The following is a 23005-nucleotide window of genomic DNA, read 5'->3' on the forward strand; positions in this document are numbered from 1 at the left end:
TAGGAGATAGTTATGTCCACGAGTAAGCAAGCAACCGCCGCCTCTTCCAACACCACCAGTTCGTCGAGCAGCCAAGCCCACGAGACTGCAAATCGTGTTGCGGAAAAGGCGGTCGAGTACGGTCAAGATGCGGCGACGCACTACGTCAAAGAACCAGCGCGAGATCTGCTTACGCTGGCCAAAGAGTATGCGAAAGACCACCCTGATGTCGCGGCCTGCTGGGCCTTCGCCGCCGGTATCGTTGTCGGGTGGAAACTCAAGCCGTAGTCGACTATCGGGCACCTCGCGGGGCTCTTCCCCGCGTTTTTTTCAATCGAGAAACAACGGAGTACACCGTGTTAGAGCAGATCCAAGAGCGTGTCGATGAGGCACGGACGTCACTCAGCGAACACGTTGGTGGTCATCATGAACCCGACGGAGTCAACGAGGGCATCACAGCGACCGAAAACCTGCTCGCGTATGGTGCGGCGATTGCCGCCACCTTTGTCGCTCGTCAGGCGCTTCAGGCGAGCTGGCGGAGTGCGCTCGACCGCGATCCACCGGTGAACCCGTCATCACCGGAGGTCAATTGGAAAGACGCTCTTTTATGGGGCGCTATTTCTGGTGCACTTGTCGGTATGACCAGGATTGCGTCGCGGCGATCAGCGTCAGCATTTTACGACCGCCTCTAGCTCAGCGTCGCCCGTAGCCGGCCGAGCTATCACATCCGATTGGCTTGTTGCCCCATCCCCTCGCACCCTATGCAACCATGAACGATCCTCTTCGTCTACCACTCGCCCTGTTCTTTCTCGTTCTCTGTGCGTTCGTAGCCTCTAAGGCAAAGTCGGACGATCCGCCAACGGAAGTGGCCGCTACAGTCCAAGCTGAACAGTCACAAACTGTACAGCCACAAAGCAAATCGCAGCCTTCGTCTGACGCGGCTGAGCAATCGAAGCAATCGACGACGCAACAACTCCCGGCAGCGATTAAGTCTGAGATGGACGACGGTCGGATCAGCGAATGGGCTTGGGCGGGTGTATTGTGGAGCGATGCTAACCTTGTTCGGACGGCCGCCGCTAAAGCGGCTTCTGATACGAAAGATAGTGACCAGCGGGCAAAGTTCTATGCCATTGCCGACAAAGCTGATCGATTGATCGTCCAGATGGAGGACCTCGGTTGGAAACGGGTGGCCCGTCCTTCTAATTCAGCGGCTGAGACCGCGGCCTCGGAACAAGCGTCCCTCAGAAAATCGAAACAATCGATAGACAATACCGGGGTCAATCAAGCCGATATTGATCAATATCGGGTGGCCGATGCAGAAGCGACGCCCCGAGAGCAGCAGTCTCTTGCCGAAAAGGTCGAAAGCCAAGTAGAAAAGGCAGTTGCGGCGAGTAGTGACCGCGGAATCGCGGAACCCTATGGAGCTCACATTAGTAACCGGGAAACGCAGACGCGCAGCAACACGCTTCCCTATTCTGTCGACTCGATCTACGACGTCGACGACTACGATCAAGATGGCGACTACTATGTCGACAACGAGAAGGGTAAATATGCATCGTTCGATGACGAAGACCTAGACGAAACGGTGGACCCCGTTAGAACGATCACTCCGGACGTCGCCGAGGTTAACCCGGAACCAAAAGCAACACTCGTCCCGGACAACCAGACGCGTCCCCAGTCACAACGGGCTCCGATGATTGACCGCTTTACGGACGTCTCAAATCGTCAGGTCGAAGATGCCCGTTGGGTGCAGCTTCACATTAGTACGAATCAAATGCTTTTCGATCGCTTGAAGAGCGGCGGGATTAGCCCATCCGAGGTTCAATTGGTGATCGATCAGCTTCGTGTGCACCTTGCGCTCGCTGACGAAGAGGGACTGTCAATTGGATCCTTCGAAGTCTCGGAATCGGTTGCCGCGAACCAGTAAGGGCACGCTCTATCAGCAATTCGATGCATTAAATCGTTAACGAACCAACGACTTCTTTGACTGACGTCGCGTTCAATTCGGAGAGTGCAGCAGGCAGCTCATCAATCAACCGTGTCGACACTGTTGGGTCGTAATAGTTTGCGGTGCCGATTTGAACGGCCGACGCCCCGGCGACGAGGAACTGCATCACGTCATCGATGTTTGAGATACCACCAATGCCAATGATGGGAACGTCGACCGACGATCTGACTTGATGGACGCAGCGTAGCGCGATCGGTTTAATCGCCGGTCCGCTCAGTCCGCCCATCCCATTACCCAGCACCGGCTTTTGTCGCCTCCAATCGATCGCCATCGCGAGCACGGTGTTGATCAAACAAACCGCATCCGCACCTCCATCGGCAGCACCTTTTGCGACTTCTGCGATCTTGGTCACGTTGGGGGTCAGTTTCGCTAGGATCGGAGCTGAACAAGCTTTCCGTGCCGCCGCGACAACCTTTCTACAAGACTCGGCATTGATTCCAAAATCAATGCCCCCACTCACATTAGGGCAGGAAAGGTTCAGTTCGACGGCATCGGCCCCGTGCTCTGCGACCCGCGCGGCAAGACCGACGAACTCGTCTTCAGTTCGACCAGCAACGCTGACGACAATTGGCGCCCCGATGGTTCGTAAATAAGGAAGGTGGTGTTCTAAGAAGGCATCAATTCCGTCATTGTCCAAACCGATCGCATTCAACAAACCAGCCGACGTCTCAACAGTCCGCCACGGAGCATTGCCGACACGAGGTTCGGCGGTGATTGTTTTCGGTAGCACACCACCGAGTCGCGAAACGTCAATGACGTTCTCCATCTCGCGAGCATAACCAAAGGTGCCTGACGCGACCAGAATTGGATTGGGCAACGAGAGTCTGCCCAAGGTCGTCGTTAAGTCCACTGTGGTGGTGGATTGTGTCATCGTTCGAGAGCCTCGATACAACGTATCTTCTAGGGAATCAGTCGTTCTTGGATAACTTGCAGAATGCGATCCGCGACCGACTGTTTGTCCGCGTGGATTTTCATCAGAACGTCGCCGCTACGCCCAATCAATTCGACTTCGTTTTCATCGGAATCGATTGCCGTGGGACCATTACTGACAATGAGGTCGCAATGTTTCTTCTCAAGTTTGACGGTCGCGCGAAAGCGACGATCTTCGGATTCCAGCGCAAATCCGACGACCCATTGCGAAGCGGTTTTGTTTTGTCCCAACGTCGCGACGACGTCGGGCGTTTCGATCAATTGCAAGGTCAGCGGATCGCCCGTTTTGGCGATCTTTTGGTCGTTGACAAAACGTGGCATGTAATCGCACGGGGCAGCGGCTCCGATGGCACCGTCGCAGTCGCGGAACGCTTGCATCGCCGAGTGCAACATTTCGTCGGTCGAGACGACCGGGATCACGGTCGCCCGCGAAGGATACTCGATCGAAACCGGTCCGGAAACGATCGTGACCTCGTGTCCGAGATCAATCGCAGCCTGTGCGAGTGCCGCCCCCATACGCCCACTGGACGCGTTGGAGAGGTAGCGAACGGGATCAAGGTATTGCCGGGTCGGACCAGATGTAATCAGAATCTTCGCCACGAAACTATTGATCCAATGTTTTCAGCGTTTCGTCGACCAATTGGTTTAGCCGCTCGGTAGAGACTTCCATCTTGGCCGCGGCGAGTGCGAACAAACGTTTTTCGTTTTCATCCAAAACGCCGTCGGCGGCCATCACTTTGATCAAATCAACGAGTAACTCTTCTCGGCTATCCGGCGCGACGGGAAGCTCCAACGCCGCGTCATCACCAAGTCCAAAGCGGATCGCGTGTGACAGCTCAGATTCTCCGAGGCCGAGTTCATGGCATCGTTTGGCGACATAGTCGACCTCACGTTCACCGAGGGACCCATCGGCGAACGCCATCACGACGAGATTGCGTAATTGACGGACCCGTTCGCTAAGTTCTTTTTCGCTCATAGTGGCAAGTTTATCATCAGGGTGAAACGATTGACCATCCCAGGCAAGCCGCCGACAGCACACAGTCATCTGGCGACGTTGGCTGACTACTCTTCTTGGCTCCCGTGGCACTCACGCGGAACCCTGCGGCCGGGGCCATCAGGCACGAAGTGACTGTGGAGAACATTCTCGAAGTCAGCTCTGGATTTGATCCGAGCGAACTCCAGCCGCACGGACTCGTGACGCGGGTGCGATTGGCTGTACTTAATGCCAAACTTTCGCATCAGCATTGGAGCCCGTTTTTCGCCATAGCTTTGTTCACAGAGATCGAAATGCTCTCGCATTAGCGAGGCTTGTTCACCCAGCGACGGCGGTGTCGGCAACGGAAGCCCATTTGCCAGGGCCAGGGCATCAGAGAAAATCCAAGGGTTTCCGATCGCCCCACGAGCGACCGTGACGCCATCGATTCTGGTTTCACGCATCATCCGCAGGCAGTCTTCGGCGGAGAATAGATCCCCGCTACCGAGGATCCGCATTCGATCGCCGACGTGCGTTTTGACTTCGCCAAGAAACGCCCAACGACTCGGACCGACGTAGCGCTGCACCACTGTTCGTCCATGGACCGTCGCGGCGGCGAGACCGGCATCAAGCGCGCCATCGAGAATTTGAAAGAACGCATCTCGCGATTCGTTCGAGTCATCGATGCCACGCCGCATTTTCACCGTGACCGGAATCGAATCCGGCACCATCTCTCGCGTTCGTTTTAAAATCTCGATCGCGACCTCCGGTTGAGAGAGATGAAACCCGCCGCGGCAACGACCGAGAACTTTTTTGACCGGGCAACCAAAGTTAACGTCGATCACATCAAAACCGGCTTCGACCAGCTTCATCGCACCGAGTGAAAACTGTTCCGGCTCGGCCCCCATTAATTGGCCACCGACAGGATGCTCGTCGGGATGGATATCGAGAAAGTGCTTCGTTTTTTGCCGTTTATTGAGCGCCAGAAGAAACTGATCGAGCATCACTTCGCATACCGAATAGCTCGCCCCACTCTTGCGAGCGATTGCTCTCATGGGTAAATCGCTATAACCGCTGAGGGCCGCCTGAACGACCGGGAAACCGATTTGAACCGCCCCAAGCTGCAACGGCGAAAACTCGTTTTTCCAAGTGTCGATCGCGCGTAGGTCTTCGACCGCCGGGCGAGGAATAGCGGCCGCCTTGTGTTGCCCACCGTCTACCGGCGGTACACTATCAGCCCCGGTGGCGTCGGTAACCGCTGCACCGGAGCCGGGCCGATGTGATTGAGCTTCTGAAATCGACTCGGCCCCGCCGAACTCCGCACCGCGAATCGTTTCCCCGTTCAATTGATCTCCGTGAATCGTCATGATGAAACAATCACTGCCTGGACTGTCGTCCGTACTTGTGGGAGCCGTGGCGATTGGTGTAACACTGACACTCAATTCACCTCTGGTTAGTTTTTTCGTTTCCAATTCACACGCCCAACCGCCAAAGAACGAACGTTCGATGATGATAGAAACCGCTCCGTTTGGAACAGCCGATGATCAGCCGATCACTCGATACACGTTGGTCAACTCCAAAGGCCATCGGGTTCACGTGATGAACTTTGGTGCGACGTTGCTGGAAGTCGAGGTCCCGGATCGTGACGGTCAATTGGCGAATGTGAATTTGTGCTTCGACTCGCTGGAGCCCTACGTTCAGGGACATCCGTATTTTGGGAGTACCGTCGGGCGATTTTGCAACCGAATCGGGAACGCCACTTTCACAATCGATGGCACAGAGTATCCCTTGGTTGTGAACCACGGAAAACACCAACTGCATGGCGGAAAGAAGAATTTTTCCTACCAGGTCTGGTCTGCCGAACCGATTCAGGCGTCTGATCACGTCGGTGTCCGCTTCGAATTGACCAGTCCCGACGGTGATAACGGATTTCCAGGAACGGTCCATGCGATCGCCGAATATACGTGGAACGACGCCGACGAGTTGAAACTGACTTATTCGGCGACCACCGATAAACCCACCCATGTCAACTTGTGCAATCACAGCTACTGGAATCTCGGCGGCGCCGGATCAGGGACGGCCAAAGACCATGTCGCGACGATCGAAGCGGACCATTTCCTGGATGTCGACGATGATTTGATCCCGACTGGAAAACTGAACGAGGTTGCAGGCACCCCGCTCGATTTCCGATCCCCGACCGAATTAGGAAAACGCATCGACCAGTTGCCGGCGACCAAGGGATATGACCACTGCTACGTCGTGCGAGGACAGGCCGGTACGCTACGCCCAGCTGGCATCGTCGTTGACCCCGACTCGGGGCGCTCGCTGGAAATCGAAACGACCCAACCGGGGATGCAGCTTTACACGGCAAACCATCTCGGCGGGGGACCTGGAACCGCCGGTGCTGCTTCGCACGATGCGTTCTGCTTGGAAACACAGCATTACCCCGACGCCCCCAATAAACCTGAATTCAAGTCAACGTTGCTCAATCCGGGTGAAACGCTAAAGGAAGTCACGATCCACCGTTTCGGAGTGCGCCCCTAGCGTGGCGATTGCCTTCGTCGAAGGAATTGCCGAACGGCTTAGGGCAAACGCGGTGCCGCGAGACGCGGGGAGTGCGTTGTACCATGCGAGACTTCGGACGCGAGTCTTCAGCCGAAGGGCATTCGCCCCGGTTGCTGCACCGAAACCGTGGCTAACGCCATTCGGCTAATCAAAGCTCACGCAAGCGGACATTGCGGTAGAGAACTTCCAATTGCGGTCCACTGTGAACCTGCAGGGCAATCACACCGTCCTGCTTGATATCGGCGTCCTGTTCGGTGTAGTCGACGGTGCGGACGCCGTTTAGGAAAATCTGAATCCGCTTGCCTTTGGCGACAACTCGCAGTTCGTTCCATTGGCCTTTTTTGACGACCTTAGCGGCGAGTTCCTGGTCTTCGGCCAAGAATTTACGCCGGCGTGATTCGTCATAGAGTGCCCCCCAGCAGGTCCCGTTCTGCATCCAGCCGATATCCGCCTGATAACCGATCACTTCGGTATCATCAGGCAGACGTTCGGTTCGGAATTGCACGCCAGCGTTGTTTCCTTTACCGACCAATTTTGCTTCAACGACCAATTCGAAGTGTTGGTAACGTTTTTCGGTACACAGGAAGTAATTGTGCGGGATCGACTCGCTCGCACTCCCGGCGACGATCATCCCATCGCGGACTGAAAACCAACGTTCGTCACCTTCCCAGCCCTGGAGTGTTTTTCCGTCGAAGAGCGTTTGGAATGCTTGATCCGGTGATTCCGCTGACGTTTCCTCGGCCGTTGCGGCAGGTATCGTCAGCGTTAATGCTGTGGCCAGGGAAACGGCGATGACAAAAACGCCGTTCCGGAACACAAGACGCTCGATGAGCAAAGCGGGGCGGAGGAAACGCGAAATCCGGTGACGCATGGTGATGACCTGGCCAAAAAAGGGACGGATTGTGAAATAGAATCCGTTCATGATAATACGTCACTTCCTCGGTCGCCTCCCTTCGCGACACGACAAGCTAATCCATCCCCCCAACCCGATCCTTCGTCCATGACTCAACTGAACAAATACTCGAGCAAGATCACCCAGCCGAAAAGCCAAGGTGCGTCTCAGGCGATGCTTTATGCGACCGGCCTGACCCGCGAGGACATGGACAAGCCACAAGTCGGTATCGCGAGCGTTTGGTACGAGGGGAATAGCTGCAATATGCACCTGCTGGATTTGGGGGCCGAGGTCAAGCAGGGTGTGGAAGAAGCGGGTATGGTCGGAATGCGATTCAATACCATCGGGGTCAGCGACGGCATCTCGATGGGTACCGACGGAATGAGTTTTTCGCTACAGAGCCGGGACCTGATCGCCGACTCGATCGAAACGATCATGGGTGCACAGTGGTACGATGCGTTAGTAGCGCTACCCGGTTGTGACAAAAACATGCCGGGCTGCTTGATGGCGATGGGTCGCTTGAACCGGCCCGCGATCATGGTTTACGGAGGAACGATTCGGCCCGGTTTCCGCAACGGTGAAAAACTGGACATTGTCAGCGCGTTCCAATGCTACGGGCAATTCATCGCCGGTCAAATCAGCGACGAGGAGCGACAGGAGATCGTCGAGAAAAGCTGTCCGGGCGCCGGCGCTTGTGGCGGGATGTACACGGCAAACACGATGGCTACCGCGATCGAGGCATTGGGCATGTCACTGCCCTACTCGGCGAGCACTCCTGCCGAAGACCCGATGAAAAAGGAAGAGTGCAAGAAGGCCGGGGACGCAATTCTTGAATTGCTGAAAAAAGACATCAAACCGCGCGACATCATGACGCGACAAGCGTTTGAAAACGCAATGGTCACCGTCATGGCACTCGGCGGAAGCACGAATGCCGTCCTGCACTTGATCGCGATGGCACGCAGCGTCGACGTACCGCTTTCGATCGAAGACTTTCAATCGGTCAGCGATCGAATTCCCTATCTCGCCGATCTGAAACCAAGTGGAAAGTTTGTTCAAGAAGACTTACATTCGATCGGCGGTACTCCGGCGGTCATGAAGTACCTGCTTGAAGAAGGACTCATGGACGGTTCCTGCATGACGGTCACGGGCAAGACGTTGGCCGAAAACGTCGAAGCGGTACCGGGCCTGAAGCAAGGCCAGTCGATTGTCCGTCCGGTGAGCAACCCGATTAAATCGAGTGGCCACATTCGCATCTTAAAAGGCAGCCTGGCTCCCGAAGGTGCCGTCGCCAAGATCACCGGCAAGGAAGGACTTCTCTTTAGTGGCCCCGCCCGCTGCTTTGACAGTGAAGAAGAAATGCTGGCCGCCTTGGAACAAAAGAAAATCCAAAAAGGCGATGTCGTTGTCATCCGCTTTGAAGGCCCGAAAGGCGGCCCCGGCATGCCCGAGATGCTCACTCCCACAAGTGCGATCATGGGGGCCGGACTCGGTTCGGACGTCGCCATGATCACCGACGGTCGATTCAGCGGCGGCAGCCATGGATTCATCGTGGGACATGTCACGCCTGAAGCACAAATTGGTGGACCGATCGGATTGCTCCGCGATGGCGATGTCGTCACCATCGACGCCGAAACCAATTCGCTGAACGTGGAAGTCTCGGCAGAGGAACTTGAAAAGCGTCGCGAATCATGGAAAGCCCCCGAACTAAAAGTCAAACGGGGAACGCTTTACAAGTACATCAAGAACGTCAAAACGGCGAGCGAAGGCTGCGTGACCGACGAATAGTCGCCCACCGCTATCGCAGCCTCTATGCAGAAACCAACGGCCCGCGTGTGTCAGCATCATTCTCCAAAACGACCACGCGACACGTTGGAGAGTTTGCTACAATCGAAACCCTTGTGTTTCGTCTCGACCCCATCTCCGGGTTCGGCTGATCAGACGTCGGGCGGTAGCCCCGGTTGCTGCCCTTCAGCCGATAGGCGTTAGCCTCGGTGAGTGCCCATCAGCCGATGGGCGTTGCCCCCGGTTACTGACCGAAACACCATGGCTAGACCCATTCGGCGAGCCCTGTTTCAGATCTTGACGAACCACTAGCTTGATCGGTTAAAGAACGACAACGGAATGTTTGGCGGCGTCCCCTGTCTGCGACATGAGGCTTGTCTCGTTTTTCTGATCCGGCGACGAGTTTTCTTTCCTACTTCTCGATCGATAGCAACCGATGAAATTCACTCTCCGCACCACGATTGCGCTGTTATTGGTGGCAATTCCATTTGCATCGGTCCGTGCCGACGACAGCGATAAAGCGTCGAAGTCGATCGACTCGGAATCACTTTGGATTACCGCAATCGATGGCTTGGATAATCAGACGTTCGTCGCCGGAACGGCCACCGGACTTTTGTTGCGACCGTCCGCCGTCGTGCAGTTCGATTCTGACACGCCGAACAAATTCGAGGAACTGTATCAACACCCCGCCGCCGTCTGGACAGTTGCGACATCCTCAAACGGAAAAACCATTGCAAGCGCGGACTACAAAGGCAATCTAGTTGTCTACGACGTCGAGTCAAAACAGCCGACCCAACATGACAACGCATTTGAACGCTGGTGCCAAAAAATTGTCGTGTCACCCGATGACCAGCACGTCGTCGCAGGAAACGAATCGGGAAAGCTATTTGCATGGAGTCTGTCAGAGTCGAAAGTGTCCAAGTCGGTTGAACTTGGAAAAGCATCGATTACTTGCTTGGCATTCTCACCCGATTCAAAACAAGTTGCCGCGACCGATGGTGAAGGCAATGTCCATCTACTCTCGTGGCCGGAACTGGAAATCGTCGCAAAGGTTGTGATCAGTGACGAGACGGCCTGGTGTGTCGCGTACGAGAACCAGTCGTCGTTGATCATTGGATCAGGCGATCGGAATCTTTACCGGGTCGAAGCAAAAGCGGATGCGACGCCAGAAGCGATTGCCAAAGGCACCGACTGGATCACGCGAATTGCGGTGTCGGCGAGCGGTCAAGTTGCGGCCGCGGAAGTCAGCGGACGTGTCCACTTTGTTTCCGGCGGCAGCGTCACAACGGTAGGTGCGGACAGTGGTGTGTGGGCACTCGATTTTGCGAGTCCGGAAGCATTGTTGGTCGGCACGCGGAAGGACGGCATCGCGATCGCCAAGCAGAGTTGGACCCTGACCGCACGGACGCCCGAGTCGGATACTGCGACTGAATGAGTGAGTCTTCAAAACACTCCGATCTATCAAGTACCGAAGCAACCACATCGACGACCGGCTCGATCGCGAGCGGCTCGCCGGTCGAGTATGTCGTGCGCTATGGAACAATGCGAATCCTCGGCGTCATGAAAGCCCGTGAGCCGTTTCAATATAACGATCAGGTCGTCATCCAAAGCGACCGTGGAACCGAAATTGGCACCGTCCTTTGCGAAGCGACCCCGGCATCGCTTGACTCGATGGAGGAACCGACATCGGGAAAGATCCTGCGACGGTTGACCGACGATGACAAGACGCAGTGGCGGCATATTGAAACACTCGTGCGAGACGACTTGGCGGTTTGCCAACGCTGTGTCGATTCCCTGCGTCTGCAAATGGACCTGGTCGACGTCGAACGCTTGCTCGGCGGCGAAAAACTGGTGGTTTATTACCTTGCCGAAGGCCGGGTGGATTTTCGTCAACTGGTGCGCCGACTCGCCAGCGAATTCCAGACACGGATTGAGATGCGCCAAATTGGGGTCCGCGATGAGGCGAAACTGATGGCGGATTACGGCGATTGCGGACAACCGATTTGTTGCGCGACATTTCTGAGTAAGATGCCACCGGTGTCGATGAAAATGGCAAAATTGCAACGGTCGACCCTCGATCCGACAAAAATTTCAGGACGTTGTGGCCGATTGAAGTGTTGTTTGCGGTATGAATTCGAGACGTACGAACAACTCGCGGCGGAGCTTCCTCCGATCGGGGCACAAATTTTAACGCGAGATGGACGAGCGACGGTCTTGGCTCAGGACATTCTTTCGCAACAATTGGTTGTGCGTACCGAAGACAAACGCCGGATCATGATTGGCGGTGACCAAGTGGTCAGCATCACTAAAATGCCACCGCCACAAAAATCGGGGGGGAGGCGAAAACCGTCCGCCAACCACTCCGGTGCTCGCAACCGGAAATCAAATACAAACCCAGAATCTCGTCCGCCAGATCATCGCGACGCCTAGAATAGGTGAATTAGACTGTTACTTGCTGTCCGATTGCCGTCCTACGGATCCGTTGACCGAAACGCTGCAAAATCGAATAGAGTCATTGCACGATGAGTCATGAATTGTCCAACTCGCCCCTCCAAGCAATGCGAAAGCTGCTCAAAGAGGACGCCCGTTTCAAATACGAAGCGTACCAATTTGTGCGTGAGGCACTGCAATTCACCCAAGAGCACTTGCCCGAATTAACGGGAGCTTCGGTCAGCGGTGAGGCCGCGAGCAGCTCCATTACACGGCACATCACCGGACAGCAACTGTGCGAAGGCTGCCGTCAATATGCGATTGACCAATACGGCTATCTCGCGCGCATGGTACTTTCAACCTGGGGAATTCGCTCGACCAGCGACTTTGGCGATATCGTTTACAACCTCATCCGAATCGAACAGATGCGGAAAAGCGATTCCGATCGCCGCGAGGACTTTGACGACGTCTATCCATTTGACGGCGCCTTCGAACCAGACTTCACGCTGCCCAAACCTGTCGACGAGCTAGATTGCTAGGGCTTTGTTCCAGCCCAATCTTGCGATCAGCCGTATGCGTTCGCCACAATCTCTGACCAATCACCAGTTCGAACGCCCGCCGACGGAAGACTCGCACCTGTATTTTCAGATGCCACAAGCACGTGGGTCTAGATTGTACGGCCTCCGTCCCTAATCATCGCTTGGGTGCGACTTCTTATCCGACTGCAACCGCAGCCGGCGCGTCCGCCATGCTGGTGCTAGCCACCTTAATCTTGGGGCCCAACGCACCGTTGCGTCGATGGTTCTCGATCATTCGCAAAGCTGATTCGGTCAACCGCTGCCCCTTGCTCATCAGCAACGTGCCGGATTTGCCGCATAGGTCTTCGGCAAGCACATGACCTTCACGCAAGGAGTTGATCGGAACTTCTTTGATTGCGGTATGACGCTCACGCTTAACGTAGTCGGCTAACGCATCAAAAAGGTCTTGATCATATTTCGTGGCCGTCTTCCTCATCTCGTCGAGGGCATGCAACGACGAAGGACTGAGAAGTTCTGTGAAATCAAACTCTAACGCCATCCGTAAGATTTGTGACTTTCGCTCGAGTTCCGGGGACAACGCTTCTCGAGACCGGTCGTCTACCATCTGAGAAGCGATTATTTCGGAGACTTCATCGAGTCGCGGAATACTGCGTAGCAGTCGACTCGCTAGTTCAGGATGATGACGAAATTGCGATTCCTCTTCCTGATTAAACGGCAGTCCGCTGAACTTCTTTTTCAATAGATCGGTCGGCAACGCAACGCAACCGAGCGAAGCCAACACCGCCGCGATTTCTAGCTGCCAAGCGTTATCGATCGAGACGCGCTTAAGCACTCCTTCCACCGTGGTGCGAAGTCGATTTGACTGACCGAACGCAAGTGGATTGATTAACGAGAGAATATCCGCCAAGACATCCACGCTCCCCCGCAAAGTTCCTTCGACGAGTTCCCGCTCGGACTGAATCAATTCGTATTGCCTGAGTGCGGCGCTCAATGACGTCGCCATCTCCTGTTCGCCGCAAGGCTTGGCAAGGAAGCGAAAGATGTGTCCATCGTTGATCGCTTGGATAGTTGTGTCCAATTCGGCGAATCCCGTGATGATCATTCGCACGGTATCCGGCGACTGCTTTCGGATACGCTTGAGCAACTCCACACCATTCATTTCAGGCATCCGCATATCCGAGACGACTACGGCAAAGGGCCCGTCGTCTTGGAAGATTTCGAGCGCTTCTACCGGCCCGAGCGCCGTTGTGATCTCAAAATCTTCGCCTTGCTGCCTCTGGATTCCTTTCAGAATACGCTCGTCATCATCGACGAACAGGATTTGATTACTGGTCATGATGTCGGTGCTTGTTGCGTTTCGCGATAATGGATTGACCACCGCTTCAATTGGCAGAGGAATTTGGTGAGTTTCTTCGACATCGGGGACTGAATTTCCTCGACATCGATCGGTGTCGCTCCGTCCGGATGCGTCGCGATCCAATTGGCCGCATAAACGATCTGCGTTGCGATCTCAGCACGCGAGCAAATCCCCAAACTGTGATGTGCCGCGACCGCATCAGTCAATTCTTTCGGCACACCCCACCGCTCCAAAAGGTACGCCCCAATTCCAGGATGAGAGCAGCCAAATTCTTCCTTTTCTAAGTCGACAGCCTGATGAAGACCACGCTCTGATCGACTGATTAACGAGGTGTAGCGATCGCTAAATGCGTTGAAAAGGATCATCTTTCCAATGTCATGGAGAAGTCCGGCCGAAAGCACGGTGTTAAGCGTCGTAGAATCAACTTCTTCAACACTGGCGATCGTTCTTGCAATATTGGCGACATCAACGGAATGCTCAAACAGCTGCGTCGCGGTCTGAAGCGTCGCCCTATTTTCTGTGGAAAATACAGCGAGTGAAATAGCGAGAGAACGGACCATCTCGACACCGAGCAATGACAAACCATGTTCAACGTCGAGAATCGGCTGGCGAACACTAAAAATGGCCGAGTTAGCGATCTGCAATATTTTAGCTGACAGAACGGGATCACGCGAAACGACCGACGCAATGGTCGCGATCGTTCCATGGTCAGAATCGATCTCCTGGTTGATTTCGGCGACGATCGAAGGGAGCGTTGGCAAACAATTCGCACGCCCGACTGCGTCGAGAACTTCTGAAGACGTGATCGTATCCTTATATATTTCCGCTCGACGGATCGCGGCAAGCAATACATCGGGATCGCATGGCTTTGAAAGATATTGATGCATCGGCTTGATCGCTCGCAATACGGAGTCTCGATCCGCTTGCCCAGAAAGCACGATCCTCAGCACATTTGGAAACCGTATTTCTACGATCTCAAGCAATTCAGCCCCGTCCATTTGAGGCATGCTCATGTCAGTGACGATGACATCGATCTTTTCAGAGTCGAGACATTCGAGGGCTTCGGCCGCTGAATTCGCCGAATGGACTTCCCATTCCTCGGCTTCGCACTCAATCGTACGGGCGACACCTCGTAGCACTTGTGCCTCGTCGTCAACCAGCAGAACGTTCATGAAACGGCCTCCATCTGGATCTCGTTTGCGTCCGTTTCCTCAATCGCGTCATCCACCGTCAGTGGCAATTCGATGATAAACTTCGTGCCTTCCCCCTCTTCCACATCGAACGAAAGTGTTCCCCCATGTTTATCGACAATCACTGACCTTGCGATCGCCAATCCCTGCCCCGTCCCTTTCCCAATATCTTTGGTCGTAAAGAACGGTTCGAAGACACGATCACGGACAGAGGAAGGGATTCCACCTCCGTTATCGGAAATTTCGACAATGACGGAAGACCGCTCCGCTCGGGTGGAAATCCGAATAACCCCTCGACCGATACGCTCACCCTCGATTTGGTCTCGAATCGCATGGACCGCATTGACGATGATGTTGAGGAATGCCTGATTTAGCTCGCTGGGAAACCCGAGTAGATCCGGTAAGTCATCTGAAAAATCCGTTTCAAGTTCTGCCGTATGCTTCCACTCGTTGCGGGCAACTGTGATTGTGGAATTCAAGATGTGATTCAAACTAAGCAATGACTTTTCGTCCCGTCCCGGATGGCAAAACTCCTTCATCGCCGAAACGATTTTTGCAACAGCATCGACCCCAACGATGGAATCCGAGAGTGCTTCCGGGATTTGAGTGATCCAGTCATCTAGCTTACGTTTGGTGGTCGATCCGATCACTTGCCCACGCAACGTCAAAAACTCTTCGTCACTGATCGAATCATCAATCAGGGAGGGAAGACAATCGAGAAGAGCTTTAAGCCGTTGGTACGTTTTGGAGACATAGCGAATGTTATCACTAATGTATTGCATTGGCGTATTAATTTCGTGGGCGACGCCGGCGGCGAGCTGACCAACGGACTCCAAACGTTGTGCTTGATCCAATTGAGACTTCAGCATGATTTGCAAGGTGATATCGTTAGCCAATATCAATCGAGCGGCGGAGGATGCTTCGTCAACGATCGGAAAAACATGAAATTCCAAAGTAAGCGTACTTCCCGCCGAATCCAGGAACTGGATTGATTCACGGACGGGACCTTTTGCAGATCCGGCAGAGACCAAACGCTGGACATTTTCCGGTACCAGCCAGTTGATCGAAAGTTCGTTCCAAGCCTTGCCGATTGCATCAGGCTCCCGGATACCAAACACTTGCTCGGCAATTGGGTTCCAGCGAGAGACTAAGCCATTTGAATCGAGGCTGACCAAGATTGAGGAGATCGACTGGATCAGCGTTTCGGCATTCTCCAACGCATCCTGCAATTCCAACGACTGTTCATCGACGGTATGTTCAAGCGATTCCATCTTCTGGCGTGAGAGATCTAGCAGGCGACGTTTTTCGCAGAGGGAAGTCGCCAACTGGACCACTTCGATCTCATCGAAAGGCTTCTTCAGAATTAGTAAGCGATCGGTCTGCCCAAGATTCTCAACAATCTTGGACCATTCATGATCTGAATACGCGGTGCAAATCACTACCTGTAGACATGGATCAACATCCCAAAGGTGCTTGATCGTTTCTACTCCGTCCCATCCCGGCGGCATCCGCATATCGACGAACGCCGCACCAAAAGTTTCGCCTTCGGAAAGTGACTTCTTCAATATCTCCAAGCCGTCTCTTCCTTGGAAAGCATGTTCCAGTTTGAAATCAACTTGCTCGACTTGTTCGTCGCCTGGACCGAACAGTTCGAGGTCGAGCTGATCGAGTTCAGAATGATTCGACGTATGCCGGAGGATTTTGTCGAAGTCGGCATGAATCGATTCGTTGTCATCGATTATCAGTATGTGTCGATATTCTTGATCACTATTTAGTCTCATAGTCCAACCTCATTCAAAGTGTCGCCGTCAATGTTCAACTCGTTTGAGCAACCGATTCGATTTCTCCCGAAGGACGTGTCTCCTTTTCCGGGCAAATCGGAATCGTCAATTCGAACGAGGCTCCACATCCCTCGCCCTCGCTAGCCACCGTCAGTCGACCACCGAGTTCTTTTGCCGCATTGGCACTACTGTGTAAACCAAAGCCAAACCCTCCCTTTTTGGTGGTGAATCCGTGTTGAAAGATTTGGTCGAGTCGATCTTGACGAATCCCCACACCGTTGTCCGCTACACGCATGCTGACATGATCAGCCTCTTTCTTCGCGATGACCGAAATCTTCGGTGATTGGACGTTCGAATCCCGAAGCGCATCGACTGCGTTTTTTATCAGGTTGACAAGGATTTGTAGTATTCGGTGCTTATCGGAAACGATCGTCGGAACGTCGTCGTCGATCGATTGACTCAGGTTGATACGATGACTCTGCAGTGATGCCTTGTTCGCCGAAATCGAATCATTGAGCAAATCACGAATTTCTAGACTTTGCATCAACCCAGATGACTTAGCCATCGTTTGCTGGACGGAGATGATTGCCTTGATATGTTCGATGTTCGAGACCAAGTCATTGACTTCGTCACGTACCGTTTGCCGTTCACCTTGCAACGCATCGGTGACATGACGAATATATTCCGGCACTTTTTGCCCACGCCGGTCGTCTTTAACGAAGGCAGGAAACGTTTGGCGATACTCATCGATCAACCCAGAGATCTTTTCCAGGTTGCGTAGCGGACTTGAGTCAAGTTGTTTCTGAATTTGTGTCGCCGAAACATTGACGCTATTTAGTATGTTCCCGACGTTGTGAAGAACTCCGGTAGCGATCTCCGCCATGCCGGCTTGCCGTGACGCGTCAAGCAAATCTTGTTGCAACTTCAGATTTTCTTGCTCGGCTTCGATCCGGTCGGTAATATCGAATAGCGTCCCGTCGACGATCGCACCTGAATCCGACTGTTCACTACATGTCCCGCGTTCCCAAACCCAACGGACATGGTCGTTCTTATCAGTGATCCGGTATTCAATCGAAAAATCCGATCTGTCATTGATCGCATCCTGGAAAGTCTTGTTGACGCGTTCATTGTCGTCGGGATGAACGAAATCCAGATGGGAGCGTTTGGAGAGCAAAAAGTCCGGATCCGGAGTTTCAGGAACGATAAACTCTTCCGCGGGATATCCGGTAATCGTTTCGATCCATCGACTCATAAAGACGCTTTTGTCGTCTTGTCCGAGATGGCGTCGGTAGAACGCACCGGGCACGTTGTCCAGGATCGACCGTAGTTGCTGCTCCGCTTCGGCGAGCGATAGTTCCACAGCTTTCCGTTCGCTGACATCACTATTGATGACGATAAATCGCGGGCTTCCGTTGTCTTTGTTTTTTGTCGGGCGGATCTCTGTGGCCAACCAATACGCGTCGCCGTTCTTTCTTCGGTTCTGCAATTCCAAATTGCAAGCGCTTCCGGTACGGAGCGCCTGACGCATCTTGTTCACCGCGGCAGCATCGGTTTCCTCACACTGCTGAAACTGCAGAACGTCTTCTTCAATTACATCCTCGGGTAAATATCCGGTGATCCTTGTATACCCTTCATTCACCCATTTGATCCGACCTTCGGCATCGGTGATCGCGACTGCATTGTCGGTATACCGAGCTACCATCGCCAGCATTTCAGCTTCGTCGGTTTTATGGAGTAACAAGTTATTCGTTTGGATCAAAGCCTGAGTTCGCTCGTTCACTTGTTGATCAACACTTCTTTTTGATCTTTCAATCTCACCCTGGCGATCGCAAAGCTCTTTGAATTCGCGCCGCAGACGGTGACAGCACGGAATTAGGAACGAAACCTCGAACAGTACCCAAGCGACATGCTCAAGCCAGCGAAACGAGCTTTCCGCGGTGACCCCAAACACAGACAGCGGGTAGAAGACGCCTCGAACCCAATGATCGATCGCGACGGTTGCGGTCGCCGTTACCAGCACTCGCCAGTCGCGGTAACTGCTGAGGATCGCCAACGATGCAAAGACGTGGAAGTGTGTTTCGATTCGTCCACCCGAAAGGTGAATCAGTAGCGCCGACCACATCATCTGACTGACAGCGATCACATGCCGAGAATGGGTCGCGTTAGGAAAAGTGGCCACCCACAAGGCGGCAAAACTTGATAATGCACCGCCGGCAAAGACTGCCGCCCAAACATGAAGATGAACGTAGCTGGTGCTACCAATCCATGTGTATGGTGACCAAAAGAATGCGAACAGAATGCCGACCATCCACTGGACGAGCATCAACTTCGCCATAAAGCGATGCACCCATCGGCACTCTTTGTTATAGCGAAAATCAAAAAGTTGGTGATCGGTGCTGTTGGACGACGTCATTGGAGCCTCTGCGAATTCGCTAGTGTGCAACCAAAGATGGGCCAACTGGTGTATGGTTCCCTGGCATCATTAACGCAGTGAATGAGTTGAGCGAGCGACGGGCAATCGCCCTCATGACCACGCAGTGGATTTATGCCGCCACTAAAGACGATGCCTCGTTCGTCTTCAAAAACAAGGCAATGGCCGGACGTCGTGATGCCGATCAACTTTGCCGTTTCACCATCAGGATCTGCAACGACCTTGGCCCCTTCGATTTGACGAAGCAGATCGGTCCCATCGGATTCGATCCAACTTTCCGCTTCCGATTGGGGATAAAACGCAAAGGCGTAGACTGATGCCGGTGACTTTAAAAGCGGAACCGCCCGCTGAAGGCTGCGAATTGTAGCGACGGTGCATGGACATTGAGGGTGGTAGAACAACAGGATCGATACGGTGTCCGGATCGGGATGGAATTCTTCCAATACCGAACGGATGGCCCCCGAAGAGTGAATCGGACTAGCAATAGCGGGACGAGTTGAATAGTCCGTCAGCATGAAAAAACCGGCCGCGTACGACAGCAGCAGCCCGGGAAGGGCAATGAATCGGATGAAACAATCGAAACTCATCGTGCCGAATTGTGTCTCATTAAGGCGGGGGTTCCGGTGGGACCGAGCAATGACAGCACCTTTGTTCGTTCCGACAATGGAATGAATGCTTCGCTACTCGAATGGGTGTGCAACGCTAGCACAGAGAGCGATGCCTGCGTCGGCGGAGTTCCCTTCCCGTCGGAAACCGGGCACGGGCTAACAGTGAAAATGAACACTCTTGTCGGCTACTGCTCAGCCAACGAGCGATAGCAGACATCGTCAGAGGAAGGCTTCCTACCAGAACCCTCAAGTATTTCGTCGACATACCAAACGAGGATAAATCGATTGACGTAAGCCACGGTTTCGGTGCACTAACCGAGGCTAACCCCTATTGGCTAAAGAGCCGAACGAAGAATTGGCTTAGACAATCACCGCGTGACGGCAGAACGCATGCCGACGAAGAATGAAGCGACGTGGGAAACCGCGATCAGAATCCGTTACTAGTGTTTTCCGGAGTGATCGTCATCTGAAAAGAAGCACCACCGATCGATGAATTTCGATGCGCGACAATAATGTCCCCGCCATGGGCATCGATAATGCGTTTGACGATCGCCATCCCCAGCCCCGTTCCACGTGTCTTCGTCGTATAGAAAGGCTCAAAAATTCGATGCGCTTGGTCTCGCGTTAGACCGGGACCGTTGTCTGACACCGAAACGACGGTGTCGCCATTGTCGGCCTGAGAAAGCGTGATGTGAATTTGTGCCGGATCGTTGGTAGCGGCAAGTGCGTTCTCAAATAGATTGCGAAAGACTTGTTCCATTCGCTGCGCGTCGAGCGACGTTTTGTGATGTTTGCGGTCATCGATTTCAATCAATTCGCAAGTGCGTCCCACACGCGAGGACTCCAGATTGCGCCATGCCCGGCGATAAATATCTTTGCAGTCGGCCTGAACTCGATGCAGGTGAATCGGTGCGGCGAACGAACGGATCTCTTCGAGCAAGGAATTGAGATCGGTCGCAGCCCGTTGTACGGTTTGCAAGTCTTTAGTCGCTTCAGGATCATCGCCAATATCCAGCTCGAGCAATTCCAAACCGGATTGAATTCGCTGCAAGGCGTTACGACTTTCGTGAGCCAGCGAAGCCATCGTCTGACCGATCGCCGCGAGTCGCTCGCTTTGTGCGATTTTTTCCTGCGCGTCAATGATGTCTGTCACATCGACTCCGACGGCCAGTACACCATCCAAGTTGCCCGCGCTATCTTCCAGCGTTGTGTTGCACCAACGGATCTGACGCTCTGTGCCATCACTGGTGATGATCGCATTGATCACCCCAGACGATGAACCCGACGTTGTCGTTGTCGAGAAAACATGCTGAATCAAGTCATGATCTTGAGGCGGAACGAATGTCGCGAACCATTCCTTACCGCGGACCTCATCAAGTTTTCGGCCAGACAATCGCTCAAAGTAAGGATTAAACCGAACGATCTTTCCTTCCGGATCAAGTACCAACACGATCGCTTCGGCTGTCGAGAGGACACGATCGGCAAACTGCTGCTCCTGCCGTAATTCAAGCTCAACGCGTTTGCTTTGCAAAATACGACAAACCGTGTGCCGCAACGCCTCGGGATTGATTGGCTTGATCAAGAAATCAGAAGCTCCGGATCGGAACGCTGAAATCGTGCTATCCATATCGGCATAGCCCGTGACCACGACGATGTCAGCCTGAGGGGCGAGATCGCGAAGGGTTGGGATATGGCGTTCGGCGGGTCCGTCGGGCAATTTTCGGTCAAGAATGATGATCGCGACCGCCTCGTCGATCAGCCTAAACGCTTCGGAAATCGTGCTGGCAACAAGAACATCATTCCCATCGATCTCGAGCACATCGGTCAGCGTCGCACGAGTGTCTTCGTCGTCTTCGACCAAAAGGATCGATAGCTGATCCTGCATCTTCGCGGTGTCGGGGCCCGAGGAAAAAACGGTTTTGAATCAGTATATCAAAGGGGAAGCCGATTCGGTGCCCCAATTGATTCCTGTCCCGTAGCGAGCCCCTGGCTTCCCCCAGATCGCATCGCTTGGCAGAAACGTTGCTTCACAAAGATTGGTTCCGGCAAGTCGCCTCGACAAGTTCAGATGACAAGTTGAATAGCGTCGCCCGCGGATCTCTCGTCGGTGAAAACGCGTCTTAGTTAAAACTTTCGGAAATGACCTCACGCGATGCTCGCGTTCCCAACGCTCCCCACAGACCGTAAGGACTTGACGACCCAACGCTGGAAGGCCCCGTTCCACCGCTCCAAACATTCGGGTGGTGGACGTCGCCTGCTTCGATTGAATCGGTGACAAACGTAATCGATCCATCTCCCATCATCACGTGAATGCCGCCGATGTGCCGGCTGCTCGCCGGAGCCACTCCCATGGACGAAGCGTCACCAGAGGCGCCGCCACCAAGGCAGATTTCCTTGTTAGGCGGCAAGATCGTATTCATCGCTGAGAATGAAGTCCCCCCGGATGCCCAGCGATAACCACGCCCGGCATCGAACGGCGCAAGCGTTGGCGCGACGCCGTATGTACCGTCCGACCAAAACGAAGGACGCTCCGGATCGATCAAGTTTTCATGCTGACAGTGATCCGGTTCGTCTCGGATCTCGACCGAATCCCTTTGAATCGAAGCGATCGTTCGCTTGTCCCGATCTCCTAGGTCCGTCGCGATCTCACCCGCAAAAACGGTATTGGAAAGTCCGTCTAGCACATCCCGAAACCGCATCGTACGGCGGGCGACAAACGGTCCTCGGCAGCTGGCGTTTGCTTCCACGGCAACGGTCGCGGACATCGGTTGTGCCAATATGCCACCTGACTGTTCGAAATGTCCCTGATCCATCATCCAGGCCGAGTCGCCCAAACAAGCCGCATAGTTGGTGCGTCCGAAGGCCGGCAATCCGACCCCGGGATCACTGGGACAACGCATTGTCGGGATTTCAGTACGCCACGGCGGGTAATTTGCCTGTGAAGTCGGCGGTCCCATCGGTGGCCAAGGCGGTGATCGCCTGGCGTCCGCATCGTAAATCTTGGTGTTGGGATTCGAGATTTGGTCCCAGAGGCCCTGTTGCTCAAAGAACGGTGTGATCCCAACCCAAATGGAAAGGTCCATCCGATTGTCACGGTTGTCCGAACCGTCCGACCCATTCGACCAAGTGCCACCTTTGTAGATCGGCAGCTTTTTGTACGCCGAATGGTAGTTGTGAATCGCAAGCCCCAATTGTTTGAAGTTGTTGCTACAGCTCATCCGGCGAGCTGCCTCACGAGCGGCTTGCACGGCCGGTAGCAACAATCCGACGAGGATGCCGATGATTGCGATCACGACCAAGAGTTCGACCAATGTAAACGCTTGACGATGGCTCCCCCATCGACGACCTCGCTGAAAAACTGAGGCAAGAAAAGCTGGCTGCGACTGGTGCATAAATAGTCTCGTGACGGCAATTGAGTGTTCGTTGCATTCCGCGACAGGGAACCTTCGAGTAGGCCAACACCTCGTAGATAACGCGTAAAGCGCAAGATCAATCTGCGGGCTGAACTTTTAAGTCCGGAATAGCGATCAAAATCGAACG

At 54.0% G+C, this 23005-nt stretch carries 20 protein-coding genes; 8 read left to right on the plus strand and 12 right to left on the minus strand.

The window, feature by feature from the left end:
- Window positions 1-12 precede the first annotated feature (12 nt).
- The 3 genes from FYC48_RS13140 (at window position 13) to FYC48_RS13150 (ending at window position 1906) form a co-directional block, all read left to right on the plus strand.
- Entirely contained in the window at window positions 13-267 is a 255-nt protein-coding gene (locus tag FYC48_RS13140; protein ID WP_149497175.1) for a hypothetical protein, read from the plus strand.
- A gap of 68 nt (window positions 268-335) precedes the next feature.
- Entirely contained in the window at window positions 336-671 is a 336-nt protein-coding gene (locus FYC48_RS13145; RefSeq protein ID WP_149497176.1) for a DUF4235 domain-containing protein, read from the plus strand.
- Between the two features lie 77 nt (window positions 672-748).
- Window positions 749-1906 (plus strand): hypothetical protein, encoded by a 1158-nt coding sequence (locus FYC48_RS13150; protein WP_149497177.1) that lies wholly within the window; start codon window positions 749-751, stop codon window positions 1904-1906.
- Between the two features lie 28 nt (window positions 1907-1934).
- On the opposite strand, the gene FYC48_RS13155 is transcribed toward FYC48_RS13150, so the two are convergent.
- The 4 genes from FYC48_RS13155 to FYC48_RS13170 all read right to left on the minus strand — a co-directional run bounded on the left by FYC48_RS13155 (window position 1935) and on the right by FYC48_RS13170 (window position 5257).
- Complete coding sequence (locus FYC48_RS13155) at window positions 1935-2858, minus strand: dihydroorotate dehydrogenase (RefSeq protein ID WP_149497178.1); 924 nt, start codon at window positions 2856-2858, stop codon at window positions 1935-1937.
- Between the two features lie 29 nt (window positions 2859-2887).
- Window positions 2888-3517 (minus strand): phosphopantothenoylcysteine decarboxylase domain-containing protein, encoded by a 630-nt coding sequence (locus tag FYC48_RS13160; protein ID WP_230774708.1) that lies wholly within the window; start codon window positions 3515-3517, stop codon window positions 2888-2890.
- Between the two features lie 4 nt (window positions 3518-3521).
- Entirely contained in the window at window positions 3522-3893 is a 372-nt protein-coding gene (locus tag FYC48_RS13165) for a tellurite resistance TerB family protein (RefSeq protein ID WP_235034237.1), read from the minus strand.
- A gap of 86 nt (window positions 3894-3979) precedes the next feature.
- Window positions 3980-5257: a tRNA dihydrouridine synthase gene (locus FYC48_RS13170; RefSeq protein WP_149497180.1), complete on the minus strand. Its 1278-nt coding sequence runs from the start codon at window positions 5255-5257 to the stop codon at window positions 3980-3982.
- A gap of 139 nt (window positions 5258-5396) precedes the next feature.
- Here FYC48_RS13170 and FYC48_RS13175 point away from each other — a divergent pair, with 139 nt between their 5' ends.
- A complete protein-coding gene (locus FYC48_RS13175; protein WP_149497181.1) occupies window positions 5397-6434 on the plus strand; it encodes an aldose epimerase family protein in 1038 nt (345 codons plus the stop codon).
- A 169-nt stretch (window positions 6435-6603) separates the two neighbouring features.
- On the opposite strand, the gene FYC48_RS13180 is transcribed toward FYC48_RS13175, so the two are convergent.
- Window positions 6604-7326, minus strand: coding sequence for a 3-keto-disaccharide hydrolase (locus FYC48_RS13180; RefSeq protein WP_149497362.1), 723 nt, complete (start codon window positions 7324-7326; stop codon window positions 6604-6606).
- Window positions 7327-7455: 129 nt separating this feature from the next.
- Between FYC48_RS13180 and ilvD the strand changes: the two genes are divergently transcribed.
- The 4 genes from ilvD to FYC48_RS13200 all read left to right on the plus strand — a co-directional run bounded on the left by ilvD (window position 7456) and on the right by FYC48_RS13200 (window position 12098).
- Window positions 7456-9132 (plus strand): dihydroxy-acid dehydratase, encoded by a 1677-nt coding sequence (gene ilvD, locus FYC48_RS13185; protein ID WP_149497182.1) that lies wholly within the window; start codon window positions 7456-7458, stop codon window positions 9130-9132.
- A gap of 433 nt (window positions 9133-9565) precedes the next feature.
- Window positions 9566-10564, plus strand: coding sequence for a WD40 repeat domain-containing protein (locus tag FYC48_RS13190; RefSeq protein ID WP_149497183.1), 999 nt, complete (start codon window positions 9566-9568; stop codon window positions 10562-10564).
- Window positions 10561-11559, plus strand: coding sequence for a PSP1 domain-containing protein (locus tag FYC48_RS13195; protein ID WP_315853775.1), 999 nt, complete (start codon window positions 10561-10563; stop codon window positions 11557-11559). The genes FYC48_RS13190 and FYC48_RS13195 overlap by 4 nt, the downstream gene beginning before the upstream one ends.
- A 92-nt stretch (window positions 11560-11651) precedes the next feature.
- A complete protein-coding gene (locus FYC48_RS13200; protein ID WP_149497184.1) occupies window positions 11652-12098 on the plus strand; it encodes a Minf_1886 family protein in 447 nt (148 codons plus the stop codon).
- A gap of 175 nt (window positions 12099-12273) precedes the next feature.
- Here FYC48_RS13200 and FYC48_RS13205 read toward each other — a convergent pair whose 3' ends face one another.
- The 7 genes from FYC48_RS13205 to FYC48_RS13235 all read right to left on the minus strand — a co-directional run bounded on the left by FYC48_RS13205 (window position 12274) and on the right by FYC48_RS13235 (window position 22857).
- A complete protein-coding gene (locus FYC48_RS13205; RefSeq protein ID WP_149497185.1) occupies window positions 12274-13434 on the minus strand; it encodes an HD domain-containing phosphohydrolase in 1161 nt (386 codons plus the stop codon).
- Window positions 13431-14627 carry a response regulator gene (locus tag FYC48_RS13210; protein ID WP_149497186.1) on the minus strand — a complete coding sequence of 399 codons (1197 nt, stop codon included), beginning with the start codon at window positions 14625-14627 and terminating at the stop codon, window positions 13431-13433. The genes FYC48_RS13205 and FYC48_RS13210 overlap by 4 nt, the downstream gene beginning before the upstream one ends.
- Window positions 14624-16426 (minus strand): hybrid sensor histidine kinase/response regulator, encoded by a 1803-nt coding sequence (locus tag FYC48_RS13215; protein WP_149497187.1) that lies wholly within the window; start codon window positions 16424-16426, stop codon window positions 14624-14626. The genes FYC48_RS13210 and FYC48_RS13215 overlap by 4 nt, the downstream gene beginning before the upstream one ends.
- 34 nt (window positions 16427-16460) lie before the next feature.
- Window positions 16461-18839 carry a PAS domain-containing protein gene (locus FYC48_RS13220; RefSeq protein WP_149497188.1) on the minus strand — a complete coding sequence of 793 codons (2379 nt, stop codon included), beginning with the start codon at window positions 18837-18839 and terminating at the stop codon, window positions 16461-16463.
- Window positions 18836-19444: a thioredoxin domain-containing protein gene (locus FYC48_RS13225; RefSeq protein WP_149497189.1), complete on the minus strand. Its 609-nt coding sequence runs from the start codon at window positions 19442-19444 to the stop codon at window positions 18836-18838. Before FYC48_RS13225 ends, FYC48_RS13220 begins: the two co-directional genes overlap by 4 nt.
- A gap of 448 nt (window positions 19445-19892) precedes the next feature.
- Entirely contained in the window at window positions 19893-21350 is a 1458-nt protein-coding gene (locus FYC48_RS13230; RefSeq protein ID WP_149497190.1) for an ATP-binding protein, read from the minus strand.
- Between the two features lie 235 nt (window positions 21351-21585).
- A complete protein-coding gene (locus FYC48_RS13235) occupies window positions 21586-22857 on the minus strand; it encodes a DUF1559 domain-containing protein (protein WP_149497191.1) in 1272 nt (423 codons plus the stop codon).
- Window positions 22858-23005 lie beyond the last annotated feature (148 nt).

Origin of the sequence: Roseiconus lacunae, from assembly GCF_008312935.1 — a bacterium.
GTDB classification, from domain to species: domain Bacteria; phylum Planctomycetota; class Planctomycetia; order Pirellulales; family Pirellulaceae; genus Stieleria; species Stieleria lacunae.

Bases quoted from the DNA above. Each gene is read 5' to 3' on its own strand.
- FYC48_RS13210 (WP_149497186.1), bottom strand. From the start codon at position 14,627: ATGAACGTTCTGCTGGTTGACGACGAGGCACAAGTGCTACGAGGTGTC.
- FYC48_RS13165 (WP_235034237.1), bottom strand. From the start codon at position 3,893: ATGAGCGAAAAAGAACTTAGCGAACGGGTCCGTCAATTACGCAATCTC.
- FYC48_RS13155 (WP_149497178.1), bottom strand. From the start codon at position 2,858: ATGACACAATCCACCACCACAGTGGACTTAACGACGACCTTGGGCAGA.
- ilvD (WP_149497182.1), top strand. From the start codon at position 7,456: ATGACTCAACTGAACAAATACTCGAGCAAGATCACCCAGCCGAAAAGC.
- FYC48_RS13195 (WP_315853775.1), top strand. From the start codon at position 10,561: ATGAGTGAGTCTTCAAAACACTCCGATCTATCAAGTACCGAAGCAACC.
- FYC48_RS13170 (WP_149497180.1), bottom strand. From the start codon at position 5,257: ATGACGATTCACGGAGATCAATTGAACGGGGAAACGATTCGCGGTGCG.
- FYC48_RS13190 (WP_149497183.1), top strand. From the start codon at position 9,566: ATGAAATTCACTCTCCGCACCACGATTGCGCTGTTATTGGTGGCAATT.
- FYC48_RS13180 (WP_149497362.1), bottom strand. From the start codon at position 7,326: ATGCGTCACCGGATTTCGCGTTTCCTCCGCCCCGCTTTGCTCATCGAG.
- FYC48_RS13220 (WP_149497188.1), bottom strand. From the start codon at position 18,839: ATGACGTCGTCCAACAGCACCGATCACCAACTTTTTGATTTTCGCTAT.
- FYC48_RS13150 (WP_149497177.1), top strand. From the start codon at position 749: ATGAACGATCCTCTTCGTCTACCACTCGCCCTGTTCTTTCTCGTTCTC.
- FYC48_RS13225 (WP_149497189.1), bottom strand. From the start codon at position 19,444: ATGAGTTTCGATTGTTTCATCCGATTCATTGCCCTTCCCGGGCTGCTG.
- FYC48_RS13175 (WP_149497181.1), top strand. From the start codon at position 5,397: ATGATGATAGAAACCGCTCCGTTTGGAACAGCCGATGATCAGCCGATC.
- FYC48_RS13200 (WP_149497184.1), top strand. From the start codon at position 11,652: ATGAGTCATGAATTGTCCAACTCGCCCCTCCAAGCAATGCGAAAGCTG.
- FYC48_RS13215 (WP_149497187.1), bottom strand. From the start codon at position 16,426: ATGAGACTAAATAGTGATCAAGAATATCGACACATACTGATAATCGAT.
- FYC48_RS13230 (WP_149497190.1), bottom strand. From the start codon at position 21,350: ATGCAGGATCAGCTATCGATCCTTTTGGTCGAAGACGACGAAGACACT.
- FYC48_RS13235 (WP_149497191.1), bottom strand. From the start codon at position 22,857: ATGCACCAGTCGCAGCCAGCTTTTCTTGCCTCAGTTTTTCAGCGAGGT.
- FYC48_RS13140 (WP_149497175.1), top strand. From the start codon at position 13: ATGTCCACGAGTAAGCAAGCAACCGCCGCCTCTTCCAACACCACCAGT.
- FYC48_RS13205 (WP_149497185.1), bottom strand. From the start codon at position 13,434: ATGACCAGTAATCAAATCCTGTTCGTCGATGATGACGAGCGTATTCTG.